This is a genomic window from Streptomyces sp. NBC_00090 (assembly GCF_045160815.1).
Classification (GTDB): Bacteria; Actinomycetota; Actinomycetes; order Streptomycetales; family Streptomycetaceae; genus Streptomyces.
Window position 1 is genome coordinate 1,488,827 of record NZ_CP108224.1, and the last position, 19,133, is coordinate 1,507,959.

General features: G+C 70.2%; 18 protein-coding genes and 1 riboswitch. Of the genes, 7 read left to right on the forward strand and 11 right to left on the reverse strand.

Features of this window, described 5'->3' with window-relative positions; genetic code table 11:
- The first annotated feature begins 28 nt into the window (after positions 1-28).
- From OG361_RS06435 to OG361_RS06445, 3 genes are all read left to right on the forward strand, one after another.
- Positions 29-1,066 carry a hypothetical protein gene (locus OG361_RS06435; RefSeq protein ID WP_405852346.1) on the forward strand — a complete coding sequence of 346 codons (1,038 nt, stop codon included), beginning with the start codon at positions 29-31 and terminating at the stop codon, positions 1,064-1,066.
- 263 nt (positions 1,067-1,329) lie between these two features.
- Positions 1,330-1,989: a hypothetical protein gene (locus tag OG361_RS06440; protein ID WP_405852347.1), complete on the forward strand. Its 660-nt coding sequence runs from the start codon at positions 1,330-1,332 to the stop codon at positions 1,987-1,989.
- Between the two features lie 121 nt (positions 1,990-2,110).
- Positions 2,111-2,539 carry a VOC family protein gene (locus OG361_RS06445; RefSeq protein WP_405852348.1) on the forward strand — a complete coding sequence of 143 codons (429 nt, stop codon included), beginning with the start codon at positions 2,111-2,113 and terminating at the stop codon, positions 2,537-2,539.
- A gap of 121 nt (positions 2,540-2,660) precedes the next feature.
- Here the strand turns inward: OG361_RS06445 and OG361_RS06450 are convergent, their stop codons facing one another.
- Positions 2,661-3,386, reverse strand: coding sequence for a DUF2625 family protein (locus OG361_RS06450; protein WP_405852349.1), 726 nt, complete (start codon positions 3,384-3,386; stop codon positions 2,661-2,663).
- Positions 3,387-3,449: 63 nt separating this feature from the next.
- Complete coding sequence (locus OG361_RS06455; RefSeq protein WP_405852350.1) at positions 3,450-3,824, reverse strand: hypothetical protein; 375 nt, start codon at positions 3,822-3,824, stop codon at positions 3,450-3,452.
- Between the two features lie 253 nt (positions 3,825-4,077).
- On the opposite strand from OG361_RS06455, the gene OG361_RS06460 reads away from it, so the two are divergent.
- Entirely contained in the window at positions 4,078-4,887 is an 810-nt protein-coding gene (locus tag OG361_RS06460) for a PhzF family phenazine biosynthesis protein (protein ID WP_405852351.1), read from the forward strand.
- Between the two features lie 91 nt (positions 4,888-4,978).
- On the opposite strand, the gene OG361_RS06465 is transcribed toward OG361_RS06460, so the two are convergent.
- Entirely contained in the window at positions 4,979-5,761 is a 783-nt protein-coding gene (locus tag OG361_RS06465; protein WP_384566608.1) for a CPBP family intramembrane glutamic endopeptidase, read from the reverse strand.
- Positions 5,762-5,897: 136 nt separating this feature from the next.
- Entirely contained in the window at positions 5,898-7,397 is a 1,500-nt protein-coding gene (locus tag OG361_RS06470; RefSeq protein WP_405852353.1) for a glutamate--cysteine ligase, read from the reverse strand.
- 479 nt (positions 7,398-7,876) lie between these two features.
- Between OG361_RS06470 and OG361_RS06475 the strand changes: the two genes are divergently transcribed.
- Both OG361_RS06475 and OG361_RS06480 read left to right on the forward strand, forming a co-directional pair.
- On the forward strand, positions 7,877-8,506 hold the full coding sequence (locus OG361_RS06475; protein WP_405852354.1) for a hypothetical protein: 630 nt from the start codon (positions 7,877-7,879) through the stop codon (positions 8,504-8,506).
- Between the two features lie 333 nt (positions 8,507-8,839).
- The gene (locus tag OG361_RS06480; RefSeq protein ID WP_017238438.1) at positions 8,840-9,046 is read left to right on the forward strand and encodes a DUF5999 family protein; all 207 of its coding nucleotides are present in this window, start codon (positions 8,840-8,842) and stop codon (positions 9,044-9,046) included.
- A 139-nt stretch (positions 9,047-9,185) separates the two neighbouring features.
- Here OG361_RS06480 and gcvP read toward each other — a convergent pair whose 3' ends face one another.
- The gene (gene gcvP / locus OG361_RS06485) at positions 9,186-12,071 is read right to left on the reverse strand and encodes an aminomethyl-transferring glycine dehydrogenase (RefSeq protein ID WP_405852356.1); all 2,886 of its coding nucleotides are present in this window, start codon (positions 12,069-12,071) and stop codon (positions 9,186-9,188) included.
- A 176-nt stretch (positions 12,072-12,247) separates the two neighbouring features.
- Positions 12,248-12,347: riboswitch (glycine riboswitch) on the reverse strand.
- A gap of 113 nt (positions 12,348-12,460) precedes the next feature.
- On the opposite strand from gcvP, the gene OG361_RS06490 reads away from it, so the two are divergent.
- Entirely contained in the window at positions 12,461-12,844 is a 384-nt protein-coding gene (locus OG361_RS06490) for a PRC-barrel domain-containing protein (protein ID WP_405852357.1), read from the forward strand.
- Positions 12,845-13,306: 462 nt separating this feature from the next.
- On the opposite strand, the gene OG361_RS06495 is transcribed toward OG361_RS06490, so the two are convergent.
- The 6 genes from OG361_RS06495 to OG361_RS06520 form a co-directional block, all read right to left on the reverse strand.
- Positions 13,307-14,722, reverse strand: a complete 1,416-nt coding sequence (locus OG361_RS06495; protein WP_405852358.1) for a DNA polymerase IV — start codon at positions 14,720-14,722, stop codon at positions 13,307-13,309.
- Positions 14,723-15,011: 289 nt separating this feature from the next.
- The gene (locus OG361_RS06500; protein WP_405852359.1) at positions 15,012-15,629 is read right to left on the reverse strand and encodes a MerR family transcriptional regulator; all 618 of its coding nucleotides are present in this window, start codon (positions 15,627-15,629) and stop codon (positions 15,012-15,014) included.
- A gap of 208 nt (positions 15,630-15,837) precedes the next feature.
- A complete protein-coding gene (locus tag OG361_RS06505; protein ID WP_015032172.1) occupies positions 15,838-16,311 on the reverse strand; it encodes a bifunctional nuclease family protein in 474 nt (157 codons plus the stop codon).
- 54 nt (positions 16,312-16,365) lie between these two features.
- Positions 16,366-17,109, reverse strand: coding sequence for a MerR family transcriptional regulator (locus OG361_RS06510; protein ID WP_405852360.1), 744 nt, complete (start codon positions 17,107-17,109; stop codon positions 16,366-16,368).
- A gap of 29 nt (positions 17,110-17,138) precedes the next feature.
- The gene (locus tag OG361_RS06515; protein WP_384566906.1) at positions 17,139-18,080 is read right to left on the reverse strand and encodes an FHA domain-containing protein; all 942 of its coding nucleotides are present in this window, start codon (positions 18,078-18,080) and stop codon (positions 17,139-17,141) included.
- An 81-nt stretch (positions 18,081-18,161) separates the two neighbouring features.
- Positions 18,162-19,046 (reverse strand): DUF881 domain-containing protein, encoded by an 885-nt coding sequence (locus OG361_RS06520; RefSeq protein ID WP_405852361.1) that lies wholly within the window; start codon positions 19,044-19,046, stop codon positions 18,162-18,164.
- Between the last annotated feature and the right edge of the window lie 87 nt (positions 19,047-19,133).

Below are 19,133 nucleotides of genomic sequence, written 5' to 3' on the forward strand. Positions count from 1 at the left end.
TTGCCGGGTGGCCGTAGACTCGCGCGCCATGGAAGAGATGTTCGAGCTGGGGACCATCAGTTGCCCGTCCGGCACGCTGGTGCTCATTGACGGTGGTTACCTGGGGCTGTGGAGCGGGGACCAGTCGCCGGCGGACATCGATCCGGCTTCCTTGGGTGTTGAAGACGCTGCCATGGCCGCCGACGTCACGGGCGCCATTGACTTCATGGTCACCGGGCCGGACGCTTCCGAAGCCGTTCGGAGCTTTGACCGGCAGCCAGGCTCCAGACTCCATGACATCCCGGCCTCGAAAGCCGCCGAACTCGAGGCGACTTTCGATGGACACTGCCGATCTGCCGGCCTTGACGCCCGGCTGGAGGCCCTGCCGGTTCGCGAGGCACATGCCCACAGGGCCCGCCGGACTGGCGAAGAGGGCGGCGGCAGCTTTTTGATGTTCGGGGTTCCCGTCGTTGCAGTAGATGGCGTACCCCGAAGTCGACACCTGCCCGTGCTGGCCACACGGGTCGACCACGGCGACGGTGTCGGGGAACGCTGGTCCGAGATCTCGATCCGGATGAACGAGGGCCAGGTGACGTCATCGGTTTCCTTGGGTGACATCGGCGTGGACTGGGCACGTGTGCTCTTCGGCGATGTCGACGCCCTGAGCGTCTGGCAGCACGACGAGCCGGTGGACGGCTTGGCCGATGTGGCGTTCTGGGGTGCCGCGGCGGACGAAGCGGCCGCGACGTTCGCCGCACCCGAACTGGGCGAGCCCGGCGAGGACGGTGTTCGCGGGTGGACTGGCCTGCCCGTCTCGGAGGCGATGGACAGAGCACGCGCCCTGTCGAGATGGAAGGACGAGACCGGACGGCGCATGGCGGTGGACTTCCGACCGCACTCCCATCACTGGCAGATCATGCGCGAGGTACGTGCTTCGCACGTCGAGGCCGGATCCGTGGAACTCGGTGATGCCCGAGTGCTGTGCGCAATGACGAGCTGGGGCGATGGCTTCTTCCCGGTGATCGCCGATCTGGATTCGTCGGGTGGCCTCCTCGCAGTGCGAGTGTGCTTCTCCGACGCGCCCTGAACAGCCGGCCCAGAGCGCGCGGGACGGGTACGTGGCGCCGTACCGCGGTGAGCACTTTCCTGCGTACGCCGACACTTGGGTCCGCGACAAGCTGGGCAAGAACTACGAGCAGTTGCCCCCCGGCGCGGCACGCTCTTGCACCGTGCCCTGCCGGTCCTCGGCCGCACGCCGCCCGGGGATCGAAGCTCAGGTCCTTCCGTCTGGCCTCACCGCGAAACGGCCCGGATAGAGCACGCACGACAAGACAGCGGACAATGATCGGCATGGCAGCCGCACCCACCGCTCCCCGCCTGGTCACGGCAGCAGCCCGCGAGGTACTCCGACCCCTCGGTCTCCAGCAGCGCGGAAGGTCGCGAACCTGGATCGACGACCACGGATGGTGGCTGGGCATCGTCGAGTTCCAGCCCGGCCGGAACGAAGGCAGCTATCTGAACGTCGGCGTGATGTGGTTGTGGCAGGACAGAGATCATCTGGCGTTCGACGTCGGCGGCCGCGAGCCCGGATTCGAGCGGTTCGTGAACGCCACCCAGTTCGCCCTCGACGCGCAGAACCTCGCGCGGCGAGCCGCCGACCTGGCGCGGGAGAACCGGGACAGGTTCATTGACCTGCCGTCCACAGCCGACTTCCTGAACGCGCAGAAACCTCGCCCCGGCCACTTCTGGGACAACTACCACGCAGGGTTCGCCGCCGGACTGACCGGTGATACCTCCACCGCTCGGCGACGCCTGGACCAGGTCCTGAGCGAGGACACCTACGCGCCTTGGATGGTCCGAGCTCAGGAGTCCGCCCGGCAGCTGCACGCCCTGGCAGAGGATCCCGAAGCCTTCCGGAACTGGGCGACGAAAGCCACCACCTCCTGCAGGCAGCAGCTCAAGCTCCAAACGTGGGAGGAGACAACGGCCAGCGGCACCTACTGGAGCTGAACCGCACCCCGAAACTGCCGTGCTCGATGAGACGGGACAGCTCATGTCACGCGAGACCTCGCCCCGCATGCCGTGGAACCCCGGGATTTCGGTGTACGGCACGGGCCAATACGGTGGGCCGATGACGTCGATCAAGAAGTTCCAAGTCACCCTCGACTGCGCAGAACCTGAGCGTCTCGCTCGTTTCTGGTGCGAGGTGTTGGGGTACGTCGTACCGCCGCCGCCGGAGGGGTTCGTCACCTGGGATGACTTCATGGGCTCGCAGTCACCTGAGGAGCGGGATTCCTGGTTCGCCTGCATTGATCCCTCAGGTGTGGGCCCGCGGCTGTACTTCCAGCGCGTCCCCGAGGGGAAGGCCGCCAAGAATCGGGTGCATCTCGATGTGCGGGTCGGCACCGGACTCGTGGGTGAAGAGCGCCTCGCCGCACTTGAGGCCGAATGCGCACGATTGGTCCCGCTTGGCGCGGTACACGTGCAAACGCTGTACGACGGCAACGATGCGTGCATCCCGATGCTGGACATCGAGGGCAACGAGTTCTGTATCGACTGAGGGAACGGGCAGTTCCGGCTGGTAGGGGACTCTGGTAGGGGACTTGGGACAGCCACGGTCGTCGCGCGCTGACCGGGATGCGGGTTTCGCTGACAACAGTCACGAGCGGCGGTGCATCCGGTCACACGTCGCCGAGGAACCCAGGATCGGACGGCCCCGTCTGCCGGGCGAAATCCGCGGCGACTCCGATGACCTCGCGCATCGGCACAGGCCGCCGACTCGTCGCCGCCAGATCGGCATGGGCTTCCTCGGACCACAGGAACGGATACACGGAAACGCCCTGCGAGAGGGCCAGGGCGGCCGCCTCCTCACGCCAACCGGGCCATCGCAGCCCGTCATAGAACGTCTCCAGCCTGCCCGAGAGCAGCCAGCAGACCCACCCGGAGTGGCCCATGTCCATCGCCTCCCACTCCAGAGTGTCGGGAGCGAAGTACGTCATCTGTCCCGGTGCCCCAGGCCGGCCCATGGCCGAAGGATCGCCACCGTTCAGCGCGAAGACTCCACCAACGACGTCGTGGCCGACGACAAGGCCTGTCGCGGGATGCCAGACCGGATCGAAGTCCACGGGGAATCGGTTGACCTGCGCCAGGCTCGGAAGCCCCCCATCAGCGACCGACCCCCCACCGAACACTCGCACCCACCCGTTGTCCACGAGCAGTCCGCCGGTGTTCAACGCCAGAGCGCCCAGCACCGATCGCGCGCTGACCTGCATCTGCAGAAGGCATCGGCGTCCCTCGTCGACGTCGACGGGCAGCACCTGAGCCGGCACGGAGCTCGCCCCGAGCGTCTCCTGAAGCTCCGGCCACGCGGGCTCGTCCACATTGACCAACTCGTCGATCTCTCGCATCCGAGAAGGATCACACGTCTGCTCATCGCCCCATCGCGCGGGCTGAACCGCCATCGCTCGATGTCACCGGGATCCGGTTCCTGTCGCCCCGGTGACCCCCGCCCGCCGCCGGGCCCGTACGGCACGCACCGCGCGCACCACCCGAGTGATCCCCCACCCCAGCAGCCACGGCAGCACCGTGATGCCGAGGACGTACACGAGGACGTAGCCGATCAGGTCGTCGGTCCTGTTCTCCTGGCTCAGGGGCATCACCACGACGATCGCGCCGACCGTCACCGGGAGCAGCGGCATCAGCAGGGACCACAGCCGCGCCCGCAGGCCGGGGCGGAACGCGCACCACACCCCCATACCGCCCATGACGAAGGGCCCGAACGGCACCCACAGCACCGCCGGGACGAGGAACACCATCCACCAGTCGTCCGAGTACCCGAACATCATCAAAGCCCCCCGAGTCAGTCGACCGCCCCACTCCGTGGGACGCCGGACGGGGCCGGCCCAGTTCTGGGACGGGCCGGCCCGGTTCCGGCCGGTCGGGCGGGCCCCGTTCCCGGCAGGGCAGGCGGGCCCCACTCCCCGCAGGGCGGGCAAGGCCCAGTTCCCAGCCGAGCGGGCCCCGTTCCCGGCCGGAACGGTCCAGTGGTCGGCGATTGGCCTTGGTCCACGGATTTCCGCACCTTGTACCGTCGGCGGCATGCGGATCCGAATCGTCGACGCCTTCACCGACCAGCCCTTCTCCGGCAACCCGGCCGGGGTGCTCCTTCTCGACTCCTTCCCCGAGGACTCCTGGCTCCAGAAGGTCGCCGCGGAGGTCAACCTCTCCGAGACGGCCTTCGCCCACCCCCTGCCCACCGGCGGCGAGGCCGACTGGGCCCTGCGGTGGTTCACCCCCACCACCGAGGTCGACATGTGCGGCCACGCCACGCTGGCCACGGCTCATGTCCTGCACACCACCGGCACAGCGAGCGGCGCCGTCCGCTTCGCCACCCGGTCCGGGATCCTGGGCGCCACCGCCGACGCCGACGGCACGATCACGATGGACTTCCCGACCTCCTCCCTCACCCCGGTCCCCGTCCCCGACGGCCTGGAGAAGGCGCTCGGCGCCGAGGTCGTCGCCGTCCACGACACGGCCGTCCACATCGGCGACCTCCTCGTCGAGCTCCGCGACGAGGCCACCGTGCGCGCGCTCGCGCCGGACTTCGCCGCCCTCGTGACCCTCTCGGAGCGCGGCATCATCGTCACCGCCGCCGCCGAACACCCGGACAGCGGTTACGACTTCGTCTCCCGCGGCTTCTTCCCCGCCGTCGGCATCGACGAGGACCCGGTGACCGGCAGCGCGCACACCGCGCTCGCCCCCTACTGGTCCACCCGCTTCGGCCGCGAGGAGCTCACCGGCTTCCAGGGCGGGGCCCGTACCGGCCTCGTCCGTACCCGCCTGCGCGGCGAGCGCACCCTGCTGACCGGTCACGCCGTCACGGTCATCGAGGGCGACCTGCACGCCTGACGGAGCAAGGCGAAGAGAAGCGGATAAAGAGCGAGAAGGGGCGTACGGCTCAAGCCGTACGCCCCTTCTCCTCACGTGTCCGTCCGCCCCGTCACCCGGTGGGCAGCCAGCCGACCTTCCCGGCCAGCAGCCCGTATCCGACGAAGGCCACGATGTCGAGCAGCGCGTGCGCCACGACCAGCGGTCCGACCCGGCCCCAGCGGCGGTAGAGGAGGACGAAGACGACCCCCATCACCACGTTGCCGATGAAGCCGCCGATCCCCTGGTAGAGGTGGTACGAGCCGCGCAGCACCGAACTCGCCACCAGGGCGGCCATCGGCGTCCACCCCAACTGCCCCAGTCTGCGGAGCAGATAGCCGACGACGATGACCTCCTCCAGGACGGAGTTCTGCACCGCCGAGAGGATCAGCACCGGATACTTCCACCACACGTCCGGCAGGGACTCCGGCACCACCGTCAGGTTGAACCCGGTGGCCCGCGCCGCCAGGTAGAAGGCGAGCCCCGCGCTGCCGATCCCGGCCGCGAGCAGCGCTCCACGCCCCAGGTCGGACCAGGGCCGGGTCCGGTCGAAACCGATGGCCCGCAGCCCGACGCCCTCCCGCAGCAGCAGATGGGCGACGAGGAGGACGGGCACGAGCGCCGATGCGATGCCGAAGAGCTGCCAGGACAGGTCGAGCCACGGCCGTCCCGGCGCGTACGAGCCGTTGAGCGTAGCCGCCTGCTCCTTCAGCGCCCCGGGCTTGGTGAGGGAGCCGATGAAGCTGATGAGGGACGACAACGCGCTCGCGCCGAGGGAGAGCGCGAGCACGATCAGGGTCTCGGAGCGCAGCACCCCGCGCGGCAGACCTCCGGGGGGCAGGGAAGCGTCCCTCACGTGTTGCTCCGACACCACACCTGTCTCCACTTCCCCGTCGCGGGCCCATGCCGTTCCGGCAGTCTCGTCCAGCCTCGACTACCTTGACATGATCACCCATGGCCCGGGGCGCCGCCCGTGGCCCGCGGGGCAGATGTCAGTCGATCCCCACGGGCCAGGTGTGCACCGGCTCGCCCTCGTGCATGAGCGTCCGGTAGCGGCGGGTGGTCGCCACGAGCGCCGCCTCCCGGTCGAGGCCCGACTCCAGGGCCTTGTGGAAGGTGTCGGCCTGCCAGGAGGCGCCGTTCACCTTCCGCAGACAGCGCTGTTCGATCACCCCGAGGTAGAAGTCCCGGTCCGCCGGCTCGATGTGCCAGGCGTCGAGACCGGCCGCGGCGAGCGGCAGCAGCTCGTCGAGGACGAGCCGTACCGCGGGCAGGGTCGCGACACCGCCCGCGCGGCCCGAGCGCGGCCAGCGCAGCTCGGCGTCTATGCCGTGGCGGCAGGCCGTGTCGAAGTTGGCCTCCGCGTCCTCGAAGGCCATCCGCTTCCAGATCGGCCGCGGTTCGTCGGCGAGCGAGCGCACGAGCCCGTAGTAGAAGGCCGCGTTCGCGATCACGTCGGTCACGGTCGGCCCGGCCGGCAGGACGCGGTTCTCCACGCGCAGGTGCGGGACCCCGTCGACCCAGCCGTACACCGGCCTGTTCCAGCGGTAGACCGTGCCGTTGTGCAGGACGAGTTCCTGGAGCCGCGGTACCCCGCCCTCGTCGAGGACGAGCAGCGGGTCCTCGTCGTCGCAGATGGGGAGGAGGGCGGGGAAGTAGCGGAGGTTCTCCTCGAAGAGGTCGTACACCGAGTCCACCCACCGTTCCCCGAACCAGGTGCGCGGCCGTACGCCCTGGGACTGCAGCTCGGGCGGCCGGGTGTCGGTGGCCTGTGTGAACAGGGGCGGCCGGGACTCCCGCCACACCTCGCGGCCGAAGACGAAGGGCGCGTTCGCACCAAGGGCGATCTGTACGCCCGACACGGCCTGGGCCGCGTTCCAGACGGCGGCGAACCGGGTCGGCGTCACCTGGAGGTGGAGCTGGACCGAGGTGCAGGCGGCCTCGGGCACGATCGACTCCGAGGTGCACAGGAGCCGTTCGACGCCGTGGATGTCGAGCGTGAAGTCCTCGCCCCGGGCGGCGAGGATCTGGTCGTTGAGGAGCGTGTAGCGGCCGGAGGTCGACAGGTTCTCGAAGACCAGGTCGCTCTGGGTGAGCGTGGGGAGTATGCCGATCATGACGACGCCCGCGTCGAGTTCCCGTGCCTTGCGGTCGGCATATCCGAGTCCGGTCCCGATCTCCTCCGCGAGCCGGTCGAAAACCCTCCCGCCGAGCCGGTGCGGTGCGATGTTCACTTCCAGATTGAACATTCCCAGTTCCGTCTGGAAATCGGAGCTGGCGATCCTTTCCAGAACGGGCGCGTTGAGCATGCGGGGCATCCCGTCGTCACCCGCGAGATTGAGTTCGATCTCCAGGCCCATGAGATTGCGGGGCCGGTCGAACCTCTTCTCCGCCAGCAGTCTCGCGAGCCCCGCCAGACACTGCTGGAGCTTTCGCCGGTACTGCTGCCGGTCGGACGGTCCAAACCCGTCCGCATCGACCTTCTCCCCCATCGAAGCGTCCCTCCCACCGTGGGCAGCCGCGACGACGGCCGCGCGTCACGGACCATGATGCCCAGCCGACTGATCCACAACGCCTGCGGAACGGGGCCGTCGGGAGATAGGCTGGAGGGAGCTCTCCACCGGCACATCCCGAAGGCACGGACGGTCGACATATACCAATGTCCTATTGTCTCGTGACAAGGGATCAGAATTCAGCCGTCCGGCTCGGCGAGGAATACGCAGGTGGGACGCGCGCCGACGTCATGATTCCGCTTCAACAGCCCCTGAATGCGGCTGGATGACGTCTTGTCAGGAATATCGGTGACGTCTAGCGGAAACACTGTGTGAACACGTGTCGTATAAACTCCGCGGACGAGGCAGAGTGTTGGTGCCCGGTCATGGCCCCAAGGCCCCTCTCTGGCCGCGCCGCTGACAGCGCCGTCGTACCTGCCCACGCATCACCGTGTCTCCTGAGCGAGAGGCGACCCATCATGCTCCGACCCTCCCCGGCCCCCGTGCCGGCCCTCCGCAGTGTCCTCGCGGCCCTCGGCTCACCGACCGCCGTCCGCGAGGCGCGAACCCCCGCCCTGCGGGCCGCGCAGGGACCACTGAGCCCCGAACTCCCGCTGCCCGTACACGTCCTCGGTGTCACCGGGGTGCCGGGACGGGCACCCCGCACCCGGCTGGCCGGCTGGCGCTTCCTGATCCGGAGCGGAGACCGGGCCATCGCCGCCGCGGACACCATGCTCACCCCGGACGGCTGGACCTTCTCGCACTTCTTCGAGGGACCGTACGTCACCGCGACGGAACGGGCCCTGCTCCAGGCCGAGGCGCTGCCCACCTCGTACCAGCCCCGGCTGCTCTCCGTACCGGAGCTCTACATGCTGACGCTCTGGCTCCACGCCGACCCGGAGGCGGACGCCACGACCGCCGGCCTGCACGCCGACCCGGAGGCTGACGCTACGACCGCCGGCCCGGCCGCGGCCGACCTCCTGGTCCCCCTGGCCCCCGCGCCGCCGGGGATCGCCGCCCACCGCCCCTACCAGGTCGCCGACCTCCTGCCCGTCCTCAGTACGCGCCTCGCGCCGCCGCCCCTCCTGGGCTCGGCGGCGCCCGCCTGATACACCTCACGCGCGGCCCCCGCCCCGTGGCCCGACCGGGTCACGGGGCGCACTGCTGTCCGAGAACCGCGCCCGAACGGTCCGCCCGAACACTCCTCCCGTACGGACTAGCCCGCTAGGGCCATCCCGAACCACCCGAAGAGACCGTGCAGTTGACCTGAACCGCCCCTGCGGGTGATGCGTCTTCCCCGGAGAGGACGAGCTGCCGCGAAATACCTGCGGAAGACCGTCCGTGGGGCAAGACTGGGACCGGAACCGAACCGACCGACGGGGGCGGCCGTGAGCGCGAAGAGCCGCAGGACATCCACCACGACGCAGCGAAAGAACCCACCCATGTGCCAGCACCAGCCTGCCTGTCCTACCGCCGACTCCGCCGACCGGGAGGCGGCCCGCCTGATGGCACACCACCCGGAACAGGGCTGGAGCCTGCTGTGCAACGGCGTCCTGCTCTTCGAGGACACCGGCGAACTGCTGCCGGACGGGCAGATCATCGCCCCGCACCGGCCGCTGACGGCGGGACAGGTGACGACCGCCGCCTGAGCGGGCGGGGAGATCACCGTACGGGAGTGAAACGCCGAGGGCCGGCCCGGAGGAGATCCTCCGCACCGGCCCTCGACCTGTACTCACCGGCACGCGCTCACCGACTCGTGCTCAGTGGCTCGTGCTCAGTGGCTCATGCTCAGTGGTCGTACTCGTCCATCGGCGGGCAGGAGCAGACCAGGTTCCGGTCGCCGAAAGCGCCGTCGATCCGGCGCACCGGCGGCCAGTACTTGTCGGCGGTCGAGACACCGGCCGGGAAGACCGCCTCGTCACGCGTGTACGGGTGGTTCCACTCGCCGCCCAGCGCGGCCGCGGTGTGCGGGGCGTTGTGCAGCGGGTTGTCGTCGGCGGGCCACTGACCCGAGGCGACCTTCTCGATCTCGGCCCGGATCGCGATCATCGTGTCGCAGAAACGGTCCAGCTCGGTGAGGTCCTCGGACTCGGTCGGCTCGATCATCAGCGTGCCAGCCACCGGGAAGGACATCGTCGGCGCGTGGAAGCCGTAGTCGATGAGGCGCTTCGCGATGTCGTCGACCGTCACGCCCGTCGCCTTCGCCAGCGGACGCAGGTCCACGATGCACTCGTGGGCGACCAGACCGGCGGGACCGGTGTAGAGCACCGGGAAGTGCGGCTCAAGGCGCTTGGCGATGTAGTTCGCCGCGAGCACGGCCACCTGCGTGGCGCGCTTGAGACCCTCGCCGCCCATCAGGCGCACGTACGACCAGGAGATCGGCAGGATGCCGGCGGACCCCCACGGGGCCGCCGAGATCGGGCCGACGCCGGTCTCCGGGCCCGCGGTGGGCTGGAGCGGGTGGTTCGGCAGGTACGGGGCGAGGTGGGCGCGGACGCCGACGGGGCCGACGCCCGGGCCGCCACCGCCGTGCGGGATGCAGAAGGTCTTGTGCAGGTTCAGGTGCGAGACGTCGCCGCCGAACTTGCCCGGCTTGGCCAGACCGACCAGCGCGTTGAGGTTGGCACCGTCGACGTACACCTGGCCACCGGCCTCGTGGACCTCGGCACAGATGTCGGCGACGTGCTCCTCGAAGACGCCGTGCGTCGACGGGTAGGTGATCATCAGCACGGACAGCTCGTCGCGGTACTGCTCGATCTTGGCCCGCAGGTCCGCGACGTCGACCTCGCCGTCGTCGGCGGTCTTGACGACGACGACCTTCATGCCGGCCATCACCGCGGAGGCGGCGTTGGTGCCGTGCGCGGAGGAGGGGATGAGACAGACGGTGCGCTGGAGGTCGCCGTTGGCCCGGTGGTAGGCGCGGACGGCCAGCAGACCGGCCAGCTCGCCCTGCGAACCGGCGTTCGGCTGGATCGACACCTTGTCGTATCCGGTGACCTCGGCGAGGCGCTCCTCCAGCTCGGTGATGAGCGTGAGGTAGCCCTGCGCCTGCTCGATCGGGGCGAAGGGGTGGATCTGGCCGAACTCGGGCCAGGTCACCGGCTCCATCTCGGTCGTCGCGTTCAGCTTCATCGTGCAGGAGCCGAGCGGGATCATGCCGCGGTCGAGCGCGTAGTCGCGGTCGGCGAGCCGGCGCAGGTACCGCAGCATCGAGGTCTCGGAGCGGTGCGCCTGGAAGACCGGGTGGGTCAGGTACGCGTCGGAGCGCAGCAGCGCGGCGGGGAGCGTGTCCTCGACGACCGCGTCCAGGGCCTCGATGTCGCCGTCGACACCGAAGGCGCCCCACACGGCGGCGAGCTGCTCGCGCCCGGTGGTCTCGTCACAGGAGATCGAGACGAGATCGGCGTCGACGCGGTAGAGGTTCACCCCGGCCTCGCGGGCCGCGGCCACGACCGAGTCGGCGCGACCGGGCACCCGGACGGTCAGGGTGTCGAAGTACGAGCCGTGCACGACCTCGACGCCACCGGCGGTGAGGCCCGCGGCGAGGATCGAGGCGTACCGGTGGGTCCGCTGCGCGATCCCCTTCAGCCCGTCCGGCCCGTGGTAGACGGCGTACATGCCGGCCATGACGGCGAGCAGCACCTGAGCCGTGCAGATGTTGCTGGTGGCCTTCTCGCGGCGGATGTGCTGCTCGCGGGTCTGCAGGGCCAGGCGGTACGCGCGGTTGCCGTCGGCGTCGACGGACACACCCACCAGACGACCGGGCAGGGAGCGGGCGTGCTTGTCCTGAACGGCCATGTAACCGGCGTGCGGACCGCCGAAGCCCATGGGGACGCCGAACCGCTGCGTCGTGCCCACGGCGATGTCCGCGCCCAGCTCGCCGGGCGAGGTGAGCAGGGTCAGCGCGAGCAGGTCGGCGGCGACGGTGACGATCGCGCCGAGCTCGTGGGCCTGGTCGACGGTGGCCTTGATGTCCCGCACGGCGCCGGAGGCACCCGGGTACTGCAGCAGCACACCGAAGACACCGCGCTCGGCGATCTCGGCCGGGATGCCCTCGCTCAGATCGGCGACGACGACCTCGACACCGGTCGGCTCGGCGCGGGTCTCGATGACGGCGATCGTCTGCGGCAGGGCGTCGGCGTCGACGAGGAAGACACCGTTCTTGACCTTGCCCACGCGCCGGGACAGGGACATGGCCTCGGCGGCGGCGGTGCCCTCGTCGAGGAGGGAGGCGCCCGAGGTCGGCAGACCGGTGAGGTCGGCGACCATGGTCTGGAAGTTGAGCAGCGCCTCAAGGCGGCCCTGCGAGATCTCCGGCTGGTACGGCGTGTAGGCCGTGTACCACGCGGGGTTCTCCATCACGTTCCGCAGGATCACCGGCGGAGTGAAGGTGCCGTAGTAGCCGAGGCCGATCATCGGGGCGAGGACCTGGTTGCGGTCGGCGAGCGTGCGCAGCTCGGCGAGCACCTCGGCCTCGGTGCGCGCGGCCGGCAGGGCCAGCGCCTCGGCGTTCTTGATCACGTCCGGCACCGCGGCGGCGGTGAGCTCGTCGAGAGAGCCGTAACCGACCTGGGCGAGCATCTTGGCCCGCGCCTCGGCGTCGGGCCCGATGTGCCGCTGCTCGAACGGGATGCCCTGCTCGAGCTCGGAGAGCGGAATGCGATTGGCGGTCATGTACGGAGGCCTCCTGGTCGTCACGACCTGCGAGGGGCACCACGGCGCGGGTACCCGGACGGCCTCCCCCTCTGTCATCTCAACCTGAGAGTTTCACCGGCACGCCTCGCGGCACGCCGGCTTTCACCGTCGGTGAGAGCGCATGCCGTGGACACCGCTCTGCTTTCCAGAGTGACCTCGTCCGCGCGGTACAGGGGCCTGAGAGATTCCGGGGAGGATTTGCTCCTTCGGCGCCCTCCGGAAGGTTTCTCCGGGGGACTCTCCCGCACAGGGTCGACAGCCACAGCCAGCCTACCAGCGAGGTTGCGGCTCCCATCGCTCAAGTGGCCGACATCCCAGTTGTGCACTTTCGTAGGGGTGTAGAGCAGTTGCGACCAGTTGGAGGGACCGTGCAGACCGATATCGATCCGCGCAGCCTGATCGGCCGCAAGGCGTACGACCGGAACGGACGCAAGATCGGAACCGTGGACGAGGTGTACCTGGACGACGCGACCGGCATCCCGGAATGGGCGGCGGTCCGCACCGGCCTGTTCAGCCGGGACGCCTTCGTCCCCCTGGAGCCGAGCGACCTTCTCGACGACGGCCTCCACATCCCGTTCGAACGCGCACTCATCAAGGACGCCCCCGACTTCGGCGTGGGCCGCCACCTCTCCCCCGAGCAGGAACTCCAGCTCTACCGCCACTACAACCTCACCCTCCCACCCCCGCCCCAGGACACCCAGGACACCCAGGACAAGGACTTCGGCCGCCTGGCAGGCCAGGACGGCCCCTGACCCGCCGAACGCCACCTCACGGGCACGGGAGAACACCAGCCCACCGGACGAAGGGCCCAGCCCAGGACGAACGCGACCCGCCGGAGGGATCAGCCCACAGAGGGGGCGTCCCACAGCGGGACGCCAACCCACCGGAGGACCTAGTGCCCGCACAGGCGTGGAATCCCCCTCCGAGCAGGCTCGCCGACAGGCGGTCGGCCGCGAACCCCGGGCACACCGCGCCCGGCCGGGAAGACCCGCGCGGAGGGGCTCGCCGGCAGGCGGCGGCCGGCCGCGAGCCCGGGCACACCACGCTCGCCGCAGTCGCCGACGGCGCCGCGCCCCGACGGGAAGACCCGCACCTCTGTGTGCTCGGCAGCACGGGTGGTGCGGGTGGGAACCCCAGCCCGGCCGCAAGGCCGGGCTGGGGTTCCCACCCGACCCGCACCCAGTCACCGGCCCCGGCCACCGCCCCACACGGCCTCACGCCCCTGCCGGACACTCACCCCGCACCAGCGGCAACGGCTCGGCCGGCTCCAGCTCCGGATCGTCCACCGAGAACGTCCGCACCCGCCCCGGCGCCGACCACGGCTCCTCGAACCGCACCGTGACCCGCCCGACCCCGCTCCCCTGCACCCACCCCGCCCCGTGCACCGCGTGCCGCACGTCGTGCCCGGGCGCCCAGCGCCGCTCGACGGGCGCGGCAGGCCCGGCCTCGCCCGCCGAAGCGCCCGAGGCGCCCACGCCACCGCCGACAGCCCCAGCGGCCCCGGCCACGACGCCACCCTCGGCCTCGGCCTCGGCCTCCGCCGCCGACGCCCGCCCCTCCTCGGCCTGGGCGAACAGATCCTCCTGCGTGTAGTCGGCGAGCCCGCTCACACCCACCCCGAGCAGCCGCACACCCCCGGTCGTGTCGACCGCCTCGAGGAGCCGCCCAGCGGCCTCCCGCACCACCATGGGGTCGTCCGTCGGCCCCCGCAGGGTTTCGGAGCGGGTCAGCGTCGAGAAGTCGTACCGCCGCACCTTGAGGACGATGGTCCGCCCCGAGTGCTCCGAAGCCCGCAGTCGTGCCACGCACCGCTCCGCGAGCCGCTCCACCTCGGTCCGGATCCGCACCCGGTCGTGCAGGTCCACGTCGAAGGTGTCCTCGACCGACACCGATTTGGCGTCGCGCTCGGCCACCACGAGCCGGTCGTCGTACCCCCGGGCCATCCGGTACAGCGAGGCCCCGTGCGCCCGCCCCAGGAGCCGTACGAGCTCGTCCTCGCCCGCCTCGGCGAGGTCGGTCACGGTGGTCATCCCGGCCCGCCGCAGGTGCTCCCCGGTCGCGGGCCCCACCCCGGGCAGGATCCGCACCGAGCGCGGCCCGAGCAGCTCCCGCTCGGTCCCGGGCTCGATGAGCACGAGCCCGTCCGGCTTGGCCTCCTCGGAGGCGATCTTCGCGATCATCTTCGACCCCGCGAGCCCCACCGACCCCGTCAGCCCCGTAGTCGCCAGGATGTCGGCCCGCAGCCGCTCCCCGACGGTCCGCGCGCTCACGCTGTCGTCGGCGACGCCCCCGGCCTCCAGGTCCACGAAGGCCTCGTCGAGGCTGAGCGGCTCCACGAGCGGCGAGAGCCGCCCGAGCAGTTCCATGACCTGCTCGCTGATCGACCGGTAGAAGGCGAAGCGCGGGACGAGGTAGGCGGCGTTCGGAGCGAGCCGCCGCGCCTGGCCCATCGGCATGGCCGAGTGGACCCCGAACCGCCGCGCCTCGTACGAGGCGGTGGCGACGACTCCGCGCGGCCCGAGGCCGCCCACGACGACGGGCTTTCCGCGCAGGCTGGGTTTCGCCGCCTGCTCGGCGGCGGCGAAGAACGCATCCATGTCGAGATGCAGGATCGTCGGCGCGGCTCTCACACTTCCGATGCTGCCCCATGCCACTGACAACGGGGCGACAGCGCCACCGCGACGCCCACGGGATCTCGGCCCTCCGATGAAGAGCCTCAGCCACCCCAGGAGACCTCCAGGGCCCCAAAGGGCGGCGTAGCACGGGCCCCCAGCCCTCAAGTCGCCACAAGGGTCGACAGGGCCACCTCAAGCCCTCTCAAGGCCGCCACAGCTCCACAGACACCACAGGCCCCCTAGGCCGCCGCAGCCTCTCAGCCCGCAACCCCTCAGCCCCTCAGCCCCTCAGCCCCTCAGCCCCTCAGACAGCCTTGTCCCGCCGCCGCCTGGCCAGCTCGTCCCCCGGGTTGTTCCCCACGAGCGTCTCGCCCGTGTCGACCCGCTCCCCGTGCAGCTGCGAGAGCGCCGCCTCCACGTCCCGCCAGACGACCCCGACGGCGATGCCGAAGATTCCCTGACCGCCCTGGAGCAGGTCGACGACCTCGTCGGGTGAGGAGCACTCGTACACCGTGGCCCCGTCGCTCATGAGCGTCATCCGCTCCAGATCGCGGAAACCGCGGGCGCGCAGGTGCTGCACCGCCGCCCGGATGTTCTGCAGGGCCACCCCTGTGTCGAGGAAGCGCTTGACGATCTTCAGTACGACGACGTCGCGGAAGCTGTAGAGCCGCTGGGTCCCCGAACCGTACGCGGGCCGCACACTCGGCTCCACGAGCCCGGTGCGCGCCCAGTAGTCCAGCTGGCGATAGGTGATGCCGGCGGCCGCGCAGGCCGTGGGGCCGCGGTAGCCGACCACCTCACCCGCCGGGCCCGCACTCGCGTCCGTACCGAAGTCGCCCACACTGCCGTGAAGCGGATACGGACCGGTCTCCCCGGACACGCGTCCGAGCGAGCTCCCTGCCGTACCGTCCGCGCTGCTCATCACGCCGACCCTCCGTCCTTGACCTGCCCACACGAAGGTAGGCAGTCACTCGGGGTGCGTCAACGATCGCCACACTCGGCACGCCGAGTGATAATCACCCTGAGAGTGGTTTCCCGTATCTCTCTTCGGGGAAAGGCTACTCGAATGCTCTGACAGCACCCCGCGAACGGCCCGCACGGCAGGCCTCGCGAGCGGCCTCGGCCGCGTCTCACTGACTGTTGGTCCCGAAGTCCTCCGGTGAGATCTGGTCGAGAAACTCGCGGAACTTCTCCACCTCGTCCTCCTGCTCGTCCGGAATCGCGATGCCGGCGTCGTCCAGCACACCGTCACTGCCGTAGATCGGCGTTCCGGTACGCAGGGCCAGTGCTATCGCGTCGGACGGCCGGGCGCTCACCTCGACGCCGCTGGCGAAGACCAGCTCGGCGTAGAAGACCCCGTCACGTAGATCCGTGATGCGGACCTCGGTGAGCTCCTGTCCCACGGCCTCCAGCACGTCCTTGAACAGGTCGTGCGTCAGCGGCCGCGGAGGCGCCATCCCCTGCTGGGCGAAGGCGATCGCGGTCGCCTCCCCCGGTCCGATCCAGATGGGGAGGTACCGATCGCCTCCCACTTCCCGCAGGAGCACGATCGGCTGGTTGGAGGGCATTTCCACCCGGACACCCACAACGTCGAGCTCGTTCACACAGCAACCCTAGGACGTGCCCGACCGGTTTGGATAGTCGGGGCCCGTCCAAGATCACGGGAGCCGGATGCCCAGAGCGGTCTGTACGAAGGCGGCGTGCAGCCTCACCGAGAGTTCGGCGAGCTCCTTCGCGGTGGCCTCCGCATGCGCTCTGGTCTGCGGATTACGGTGCCGGCGCAGCGGCGCGACCACCTGCTCGACCAGTCCGGCCTCACGGTCCGCGGCCGCCTTGACGCCCCGCAGATGCCGCGGTTCCAGACCGAATCTCCCCAGATCCGCGACAAGTCTGGCGACGGTGACGGCCTCCGCCTCGTAGCCACCGCCCGGCAGCTCGGCGAGGAGACCGTAGGCCTCCCACTCGGTGAGCTCGGCCTCGGTCACCTCGGCGGCGGCGAGCAGCTCGGCCCGGCCGATCCGCACGGCGGTGGGTCGCTCCCCGTCCTGTTCCCAGGGCCCTTCGAGCAGCTCTCCCCGGCGCCCGGGCGCCGGGAGCTTGATCTGCTCCCCCCGGGCGAGGGCGTCGAGGTGCTCACGGATGACCTTCAGCGGAAGGTAGTGGTCCCGCTGCATCCGCAGGATCTGAGCGAGCCGCTCCACGTCCTGCGGGCTGAACTTCCGGTACCCGGACGCCGTCCGTCGGGGCTCGACGAGCCCTTCGGCCTCCAGGAACCGGATCTTGGAGATCGTCACTTCGGGAAATTCGTCGCGTAGCTGGTTCAGCACCGTGCCGATGCTGACCAGCCGGTCGCCCGCGGTGGCGGTGCCGGATCCGGCACCGCCCGTCGGTGTTCGCAGCATGGACCTTCCCTGAAGGCTTCTCCGAGGCGTCACACGCCCCGCTGGCTCGAGTAGAAGACCAGCCGGTACTTGCCGATCTGCACCTCGTCGCCGTTGGACAGAACGACCGAGTCGATCGGCTCACGGTTGACGTACGTGCCGTTGAGGCTGCCGACATCGGCAACGGTGAAGCTGCCGTCCTGCGCCCGCCGGAACTCGACATGCCGCCGGGAGACGGTGAAGTCGTCCAGGAAGATGTCGCTCTGCGGGTGACGGCCGGCCGTCGTCAGCTCGCCGTCCAGCAGGAAGCGGCTGCCCGAGTTCGGGCCCCGGCGCACCACGAGGAGCGCGGAACCGAGAGGCAGCGCCTCCACGGCGGCGAGCGCCTCCGGAGACAGCGACGGAATGGCGTTCTGGCCGGTGATCTCCGCGTCGTACGCCTCGAGCCCCGAGATGGAGATCGTCGACGTCGTCTCGGACGCGCGCTCGGCGGCGACCCCGCCCCGCAGCGGCGTACCGCAGTGGGAGCAGAAGCGGCTGTCGGCCGCGTTGCGGTGACCGCACCTCGTACACACCGGCATGGACGCATCCTCCTGCCGCGGCATCCCCGCGGAGGTCTGTGTCGCATACGGGTCGGGGGTAAACCCTCCACCCGTACTTGAGGTTGATGGTTCTCCGAAACCTATGCGGGCGGCCCCGGCCGGGTCAACAGAAGACGCGCCCTGAGTGCCCGAAATGTCACCACCCTGACCGCCGACCTCATCGCGGAAGAGCGGGCGCTCGCCGCCCTGCTCCTCACTCTGGGCATGGCGCGGCGCGCGGTGCCGGGCGTTGCCGCCATCCTCGCGTGCGCTCTTGCCGAACAACTTCGCAAACAACTTCACGGGCGATTCCCCTTGACCGAAACAGACCCGCCCGTGGGGCAGGACGAACCGAGATCCATCACACCTGCCGACCCGGACACCTTCACAACGTCCGTATCCTCCGGACAGTTTCCACCACGCACCACCGTTGTGGTGCGCCGACCCCCCGCAACGTCATGCCCTTGTCGCGGGACCCCCTCGTCCCCCGTCTCACTGGGAGGACGACTGAGCGTAGTCAGGCCGCTTCGCGGGTCGCAAGGCGTCGACGACGATCTTCGCCGACCGCTCCACCGTGGCCGTGGCCTGTTCCTTCTCCAGGGTCTGCACGACACCGCCGGGGATGTTGAGCGCGGGCTCGAGATCCTCCGGCTTGCCGATGACCTTGAAGACGTACGGAGCGGCCACCTTCGTTCCATCGATTCGCATGTCGTCACCGCTACCGGTGAAATAACTGTCCGCCACCACCCGGACACCGTTGACCTGGATCGCCTCGGCACCCGCCGCGCGCAGCTCCTGGATGGCGTCGAGCAGCATGTCCGACTCCACCGCACCGGTGGGATCGCCGACGGTCAGGGTGATCCCCGGCCCCTCGGCGGCGACGGTGCCGGCCAGGATCCCGAGCTGCCGCTCCTTCTCCTGGGTCTGCTTGCGCGCCTCCTCGGCCTGGTCCGAGCTGGACTCCAGCTCGGTGCGCTGCTTCTCCAGCCGCGCCTTCTCGTCCTCCAGGCGCTGGGTACGGTCGTCGAGCTCGTCGAGGATCCGCACCAGGTCCTCCTGCCGCGCACCGCGCAGCGCGCTGTTGTCGCTCGTCGAGGAGACCTGGATGGCCAGGCCCAGACCGAGGACGAACAGCAGCAGCGCGACGATCAGTTGGGCCCGTGTGACCCGCGGCGGCCACAGCGCGGCGCCGAGCCTGCGGCGCCCGCTCGGCTCGGCCCCGACGGAAGCCGCAGGAGTGACCGGAACGTCCGCCTCCCCCGGCACAGGAGCGTCCTCGCCGCCGTCCTCACCGGCGGAGCCCGGCGAATCGCCGGCCCCCTCCGGACTCCGAAGGCTCTCGGCCTTCTCGAACGGTTCGGCCTTCTCGGACGGCACGGCCTTCTCGGACGGCGCGGACGGCCCGGACGGCCCGGACTTCTCAGGCTGCGGGGACCCCTCGGGAACCTGCGGGTCCTGGGGTTT